We start from the raw sequence: 7,037 nt of genomic DNA, 5'->3' as shown, positions 1-7,037 counted from the left end.
TCGCGCATCACCCGAAAACCGCTTGCCTACCTGTCGCGCCGCGACAATCATCCAGCCGCCGCGACCACAGACTCTCATCCTGATTGTCGCGCTGCTCGCATCCAGATCGTCGCGCCACAACCAGGGCAGTCCCGAAGCCGGGCGCGGCGGCGAGGGCGAGACCGCCGACGGTCGAGAGCGCGAGGCCGGCCAGCACCATGCGTCGTTCGCCGAGCCGAGCGGCGAGCCAGCCTGCCGGCAGGGCGACGACGATGCCGGGCAGCATGTAGGCCCCGATCAGGGCACCAAGCCCGGCATAGCCGAGTGCGAGATCGGGGTCGGTGAGCAGGGCCGGGCCAAGGGCCCCGACGGACTGCATCTGGAGGGTGACCGCCACCCGCACGCCGAGAACGTAGCCGAGAACCACCCAACGATTGTCGGGTGCCTCGGGCAGTGGCTCGGCCTGTTGCGTCGTCATGCCGATCTTCCCCGGGGGTCCCCCCCCCATTCAAGCGCGCCCGCCGGCCACGCCGATAGCTGATCTGTCCCTGTTACATCAACGAGGACCGCCACAGCCTATGGCTCGAGCCGAACTGTCGCGATCCCCTTGGGAACACCGGCCAGAATCGGATCCCTGCCGCCCGTAACCAGTCCTCGATCGTGCGCACCGGGCAGGTCTCCCTCCCCTCGCCGGCGATGGTCGCCGGGGTGGCGGGCAGCGGCGCCAGGCCGACCTGCTGGCACCAAGCGTGGAAATACCGCCAGTCGCCGGCATAGGCGCGGCGGGTCTCGGCGGCGTCGGCCGGTCGAGGGGTACGGCCGCGGGGGCGGGCGCCGGAACTGCCGTCACGGCCCCCTGCCCTGCCCCACTGGCAGGCCGAGGCCTTCAAGCGATACGTCGAGGCCGAGCCGGATGGCGACCGCCTGCAGGGCTGCCACGTCGCCTTCCCGCCACTGCCGGCGGGCGAGCAGCCGGACCGCTTCAGCGGGTGGCAGGCCGACTGCGGCGCCGATCTGGGCCGGCGTGGCGATCCCCTGGTCCTCGAGATGGGTGTTGATGCAGTACCTGAGGCGAATAGCCTGCAGCCGCTCAACCTGGTTCTCTCGCTTCACGCTGCCCGGCATGCCCCCTGCCCTGCCACCCCCTTCTGGGCAACCAGGATAGCACTGCGGCCCGCCTAGAGCCCGTTCTGGCTTGCGATAACCGCGCTCCCCACAAGCCAGAGAATGGTGCCACAATTCGGAGAACCACTGCCGGGCAAACGCTTGGTAGTCACTCTGCTAATCTGGGCCACCTGCGTCCGCATCGCACCGTCATGTGGCGGCCGCTCTCAGCCGCCAGCAATCTCTGCAACAGAGCCCACACTGAACGGATGAGATCGACATGTGCCCTGGTGAGCTTTAGGTCTTATTGGCCAAAGGGCAGCCGCCCAATTCCGTTGGCCTGAAGGCGCGCTCCAAAGGAGTGGTCCCGGCTAGCTTGAAGTAGTCCCAAGGACCGGAGCTTTCAGCCGGCGCCTTCACCTCGAACAGGTAGCTGGGATGGATTTTGCGGCCATCCTCGCGGATGCGCCCCTGACCAAAGGCATCGTCATCAGTTGGCAGGCGCTTCATGGCTTCGACAACGGCGCGACCGGATGCCTTCGCGCGTTGAACCCCCATCTCCTGCACCAGCTTCAGGTAGTGCAGCACGCCGGAGTAGGCGCCGGCCTGCACGGAGGTGGGCACCATAGTGCCCATATGCGGCCGCACCTTGGCGGTGAAGGCTCGCGTCCGATCATTGAGATCCCAGTAGAAAGTATCGGAGAGCGCCAGCCCCTGCGCGTGCTGCAGCCCTATGGCATGGATGTCGTTGATGAAGGTAACCAGCGCAGCGAGCTTGGCTCCTCGGCGGGTGACACCGAACTCGGCGGCCTGCTTTACGCAACTGACCAGGTCGCTGCCGGAGTTCGCCAAGCCGATCACCTTGGCCCGGCTAGCCTGGGCCTGGAGCAGGAAGGACGAGAAGTCCGTCGTGCTGGGGAACGGATGGCGGACCGCGCCGAGCACCTGACCGCCAGCGGCCCGCACGAACTCTTCGGAGTCCCGCTGTGTTGAGTGACCGAAGGCATAGTCCGCCACGATGAAGAACCAAGTGTCCAAACCGCGCGCCACCATGGCGTCGCAGACAGAGTGGGACATCTGCCAGGTGTCAAAGGTCCAGTGGATGAGGTTCGGCGTGCAGGCCCGGCCGGTCAGGTCGGACAGACCGGCACCGGTATTCAGCTGGACCTTGTCTTTCTCCCTGGCGAGCGGAGCAACGGCCAGCGCCAGCGCGCTGTTGCCGAGGTCGATCACCGCGTCCACCCCCTGCACGTCGAACCATTGGCGGACTATGGAAAGACCGACATCCACTTTGTTCTGATGGTCTGCGGTCAGCACCTCAACGGTGATGCCGCGCTGCGCGGCACCGCTGTCGAGAATCGCCTGTCGAACACAGGGCTCAATTAGGGGGCCGCCGATGTCGCGGTAGGGACCGGACATATCGGTGAGAATGCCGAGCTTGATGGGGGCCTGGCCTTGGGCAGACGCGCGGCCCAGCGGCAGTGCGGCGGCGGTTACCCCCAGGATCCCACGCCGAGTGATTTTCATCTTTTCCTCCCTATGGCCGTTGGCTACTGCATTGTATGTTTTGTGAGTTCGTCTTCGGGGCGGCGGCCTTTCAGGGCCTCGGTGGGATGATTTCCTTCTCTTCGACAAAGAAGGTCTTGATGCTCCCGATGAAGGTTGCACCGTCGGCGAGGAGGCGCTTCATCTCCGGGGTGCCGTGAGCGCGCTCGAGCGCCGCCCGGTCGTCGAACCAGAGTTCGGCAATGCCGTCGATCGCCATCTCCGTCGTCGGGATGTCCGGTCGGGCTTGCTCACCGACGATATGAGATTGGACATAACGCCGAAGTTCCGGAATCCCATGAGCAAGAGGCGCGTGTACCTCGACCCAATGCTTCACGAATTCCTCGTGTGTCGACCAGGCCTTTCGCGTAAGCAAGGCAATCATTTTGAACATTTTGGCACTCCCAAATATTTATTTATAAGTCAGCGTACCAACAGAGCATCGATCTCGCGACGAAGGTCTTCTAGGTGCTTGCGCTCGTCTTCGGATACCGTTCTGCCTTCGTCCCGGTAGGCTCTGAGCTTCAACGTCAGCCGATCCAGCGTGCCGAAGGAGAACTGCCCTACAGGTGGACGATGCCGTTCCGGAGATTGCGCAGGGTCATCGCCTACCGTTGCGGTATTGCCGGGCACCTCCGCTTCCTTTGCAGCGCGGATGGCTTTAATGGTCACGCCGCCATTTCGCGCCATGCCGATGAGGCGATCCCGGACCGTCGTATTCTCGATGCGTGCCAGTTCGACGAGGGCATTCCGAGGGATATCGAGTTCTGACGTCAGAACTCCGTCGAGAACCAACTGGGGAAGTGTCAGGATCCGGAGCGTGGCGCTGATCTCGCCCTTCGACTTCCCCAGCACCTCGGCTGCCTGCACCTGGGTCCAGCCCTTCCCCTTGATCAGCCGATCAAGGCCCCTCGCCTCCTCCACAGCCGTCAGGTCTACCCGCTGGAGGTTCTCAATGAGGGCCGCCACCTCCGCATCACCGTCGTGCTCAATGGCAAGCACGGTCGGCCAGCCATTCAAGCGTGCGGCCCGCCAACGCCGTTCACCGGCGACGATGACGTAGTTGCCTCGCTGGTCAGGATCGCGCCGAAGCAGAATGGGCTGGAGCTGTCCCTGCTCGGCCATGGTGGCAGCCAGCGCCGCGATCTCCACTTCGGTGAACACCTTTCGCGGCTGGTCCGGGTCGGGCTGGATCCGATCGACAGGCGCTTCGAAGGTATGCCGGAAGCGGCTGTTCTTCGGCACCAGAGTGTCGCTGGCTTCCCCGATCAGCGCCATAGCGGCGCCCAGGACCGGGGAGGGCCGTTTTGCACGTGCGCCCATGTCAGGCGACCTCCTCGGCTGCCGGAGCCAATGACAGCCTGGGCAGTGACACCCCTTGGACGAGAGCCGCAGCGATGCGGCCATAGACTACGGTGGCAGGTGCTGTCGGAGAGGCTTCCAGCGCAATGCGCCCGTTGCGTGCGGCATGGCCGAAAACCGCGCTTGCAGGGACCGGCTCCAGTATCGGCGCCTTATCCTTCAGGGCCGCCGTGAGCTGTTCAAGTACCTCGCGGTCAACAGCCTTCCGAGGCCCGAACTGGGTCGGCAGAATCCCAGAAAGCCGGAGACCCGGATTGAGACGGCGTTGGACCTTAGTGATGGTCGCCAAAATCAGTCCGACGCCCATGGCATCGAAGGGCTCCGTCCTGACCGGGATCAGGACCTCATCAGCCGCGGCGAGGGCCATAACGGTCAGGGTGCCTAGGTTGGGTGGCGCGTCGAGGATGACATAGTCGTAGTCGGTCCGTACTGGGTCGAGCGCTTCCCGAAGAGCAACCTCGAAGCCAGGCTCCCGGCGGCCATCACTCTCAGCAAGATCAATATGGCTTGCCACGAGGTCGAAGGGTAGGGGACGCTCGCCGATGGGTTGGGAGGCCCGCAGGATGGCATCCTGCAAGGGGTGTTCCCGCAGGAGGACGTGCGCCATGGTCCTCCCTAGTCGGTAGACCTCGACCGTGTTGGCTCCCAGCAGGGCCACTGACGCGGTTGCCTGGGGATCCAAATCCAGCAGCAAGACCCTCTGGCCGGCGCGGAAGAGCCCGAAGGCTAAGTTCAGGGCCGAGGTGGTTTTGCCCACTCCCCCCTTCTGGTTGGCCAGTGCAAGGACATGGGCCTGCCTCGGCTTTCCAGCAGCCATGGCTTCGATCTCCGAGGCAACGTCGGCGGGGATCGGTTCATGCTCGTTTTCCCATCGCGAGATGCGGGGCTTGTCGTAGCTCCGGCCTAGGCGCTGGTTCAGGGCGTCTTTGAGTTCCGCTTGGCTCAGCCGCAGCCGGAGACGTGCGAGGCGTAAAACCTCTCCCTGCATACCGCGACTCCCTGGTTATGGTTCTGACGTCAGAACCCGATCATCGTGCCTTTGAGAGAATGATGCCGTCAACGTCAATATACTGAGTTGACGGTGACTCTGCCGACGGAGGCGGTTTGCGCTTGCCGGTCATGCGTTGTAACGGTTAGCCGATGGCAGCCGGTTGGTGACCACAAACTTCCTGGTCAGTTTAGCCGGGGAGGATTCTGCCGGTTTCAAAGAAACCGCTCGGAAAGACTGAACAGGCCTGGGGAGCGATATGCCCCTCGGCCTCGGCGAAGGTGCTGCACACCTTGGCAGCCACCGCCGACTTCCTCCGAGATCTGGTTGACGCAGAACCAGACTCCACGATGACGGAAAAGCTCAGCTACGACGACACGGGTGGCAAGCTGCTGGAGCTTGAAGGCGGAGGGCCACTGTTTCCGTGTCAGGAACAGGAGGACGTCACTGATGAGGAAGGGGTGGAAGCCGCCACTGCTGGTGGAGGTGCTCTACCTCGCCACGGCGCCTGCGAATCACCTCGCTCTGCAGATGATGGTGACGAAAAGGCTTCCTGTGGGTTGATAAGGCTGCGACGGCAAGGAAAACTGTGGAAAAGAGCGAGCTTGTCGGAGTGTGGACTCTAGCGAGCCCCGGGGATCATCGGATCGCGTGGATCCGCGGGGCGACCGGCGGGCGGCTCGGCTTCAGGATCACGCCCTCGTCAGTCGGCTCAACGCGGGCCGCTGGGTAGACCGCCGTCGCCAGCGAGAGCGAGCCCAAAAACCGCGGCTTGAAGTGGTACATTTCTTTGAAGTTGACGCCGAACTGGGACTTCAAGGCTTTCCATGTCACTAGCCGGTCGGCCGAGAGTGCATGCAGCCGGTATGCAAGCCACAGATAGATGTCGAGGGCAGGAGCATTGTTGTTCAGCGCCTTTATCGCTGCCTCCTCAAGCGGTACAGGATGCCGCTTGAGTTGCTCGTAGAACCCCTCCGAAAGCTTCGCCGTCTCGAGGTTCAGGCGCCCCTGCGAACCGTCACTCTCATCGATGAAAAGGGCCCTGTCGACAATGGACTGGTTGACTAGGCCAGACGCGCGTCCAGCCGTAGCGATGTGGAAGGTCAGCCTGCAGCGCGAGATCCGTTCGGCTTGGTCCCGAACGCTCCGGCCCGTGGTGCCGCCGACTGAGACACCGATACGGCCAAGCCAGTCGCGGAGAGACCGGCCCAATTCGACTTCACGGGAGCCGGTGCGGAGCGCCTCAGTCTGGAGGTAGAGCAGGATCAGCCGAGCGTGGCTGCCGAACGGGACGCCGACCCACTCGAAATCCTGGCCGTCCTCATCGACCGGGCGTCGCCCCGGCTCCACCATGAGTCGGATACGTTCCGCGGAGATGGACCAGGGCGCGTCGTCGGCAAGCCGTTTGTGGGGTAGAGCGCACTGGGCCCATCCGGAATAGGCGAAGCCGAGGGCATTGTCCTCGTCGGCGAGGTACTGCGCGGCGGCCTCTACGACGGACCGCTCGATGCCAGTCGCAAGCGCACCCTGCTTGCCTCTAGCCTCGAGGAGGTCGTGGACCGTCCCCATGGCCGCCCTCCGATTCGCCCAAACCACAGTCCGGAGACTGCCCTGTTTCATCCCCGGCGTCGCTGTGGAAAGCAGCGAGGAAGCTATTGGAAAAGGTATTAGGATTCTACTATTAGCTTCCACGCTACTTTCCACGGGATAAGTCGCCAACTCCTTGATTCCAGGTGGGGCGCCCTCGCTGCTTTCCACGCTTATCCTCGCTGGACTCCACACTCGGCCTGTGGGCGGCGGGGCAGGAGGCTCGCTGGTTTCCACACTTGGGCAACGCGAATCGGCGGCACTACTTTTTGCTTCAAGAGATGTCCCAGGCAGTATCAGGCCCGCGCCAGGCCGCGCTGGCCCACCCCGGACGGTGCTCCCTGTGGGTGGTGTGTTGATTGCCACTGAGAGCTGACCCGGTTTGGGGTTAAGTTGCCACTGAGAGTTGACCCATGTTCGGACGCTAGCCTCGGGCCTTTGGTCGGGGGCGGTGGGAGTGTTGGACATGGCG

General features: G+C 63.7%; 7 protein-coding genes. All 7 read right to left on the bottom strand.

Annotated features, from left to right (window positions below; genetic code table 11):
- Positions 1 to 7 precede the first annotated feature (7 nt).
- Positions 8 to 457, bottom strand: a complete 450-nt coding sequence (locus LHA35_RS27360; RefSeq protein WP_226614342.1) for an MFS transporter — start codon at positions 455 to 457, stop codon at positions 8 to 10.
- A gap of 368 nt (positions 458 to 825) precedes the next feature.
- Positions 826 to 1,092 carry a hypothetical protein gene (locus LHA35_RS27355; RefSeq protein WP_226614341.1) on the bottom strand — a complete coding sequence of 89 codons (267 nt, stop codon included), beginning with the start codon at positions 1,090 to 1,092 and terminating at the stop codon, positions 826 to 828.
- A 288-nt stretch (positions 1,093 to 1,380) separates the two neighbouring features.
- On the bottom strand, positions 1,381 to 2,610 hold the full coding sequence (locus LHA35_RS27350; protein ID WP_226614339.1) for an ABC transporter substrate-binding protein: 1,230 nt from the start codon (positions 2,608 to 2,610) through the stop codon (positions 1,381 to 1,383).
- 70 nt (positions 2,611 to 2,680) lie between these two features.
- Positions 2,681 to 3,022, bottom strand: coding sequence for an EthD family reductase (locus LHA35_RS27345; protein ID WP_226614337.1), 342 nt, complete (start codon positions 3,020 to 3,022; stop codon positions 2,681 to 2,683).
- Between the two features lie 29 nt (positions 3,023 to 3,051).
- Complete coding sequence (locus tag LHA35_RS27340) at positions 3,052 to 3,951, bottom strand: ParB/RepB/Spo0J family partition protein (protein ID WP_226614335.1); 900 nt, start codon at positions 3,949 to 3,951, stop codon at positions 3,052 to 3,054.
- Between the two features lies 1 nt (position 3,952).
- A complete protein-coding gene (locus LHA35_RS27335; RefSeq protein ID WP_226614333.1) occupies positions 3,953 to 4,978 on the bottom strand; it encodes a ParA family protein in 1,026 nt (341 codons plus the stop codon).
- A gap of 639 nt (positions 4,979 to 5,617) precedes the next feature.
- Entirely contained in the window at positions 5,618 to 6,547 is a 930-nt protein-coding gene (locus LHA35_RS27330; protein WP_226614331.1) for a replication protein RepA, read from the bottom strand.
- Positions 6,548 to 7,037: the final 490 nt, after the last annotated feature.

The organism is Roseicella aerolata, from assembly GCF_020523605.1.
In the GTDB taxonomy this organism is placed as follows: Bacteria; Pseudomonadota; Alphaproteobacteria; order Acetobacterales; family Acetobacteraceae; genus Paracraurococcus; species Paracraurococcus aerolatus.
Note: the sequence above shows the minus strand (reverse complement) of the source record. Positions and strands in the feature narration are given on the sequence as shown.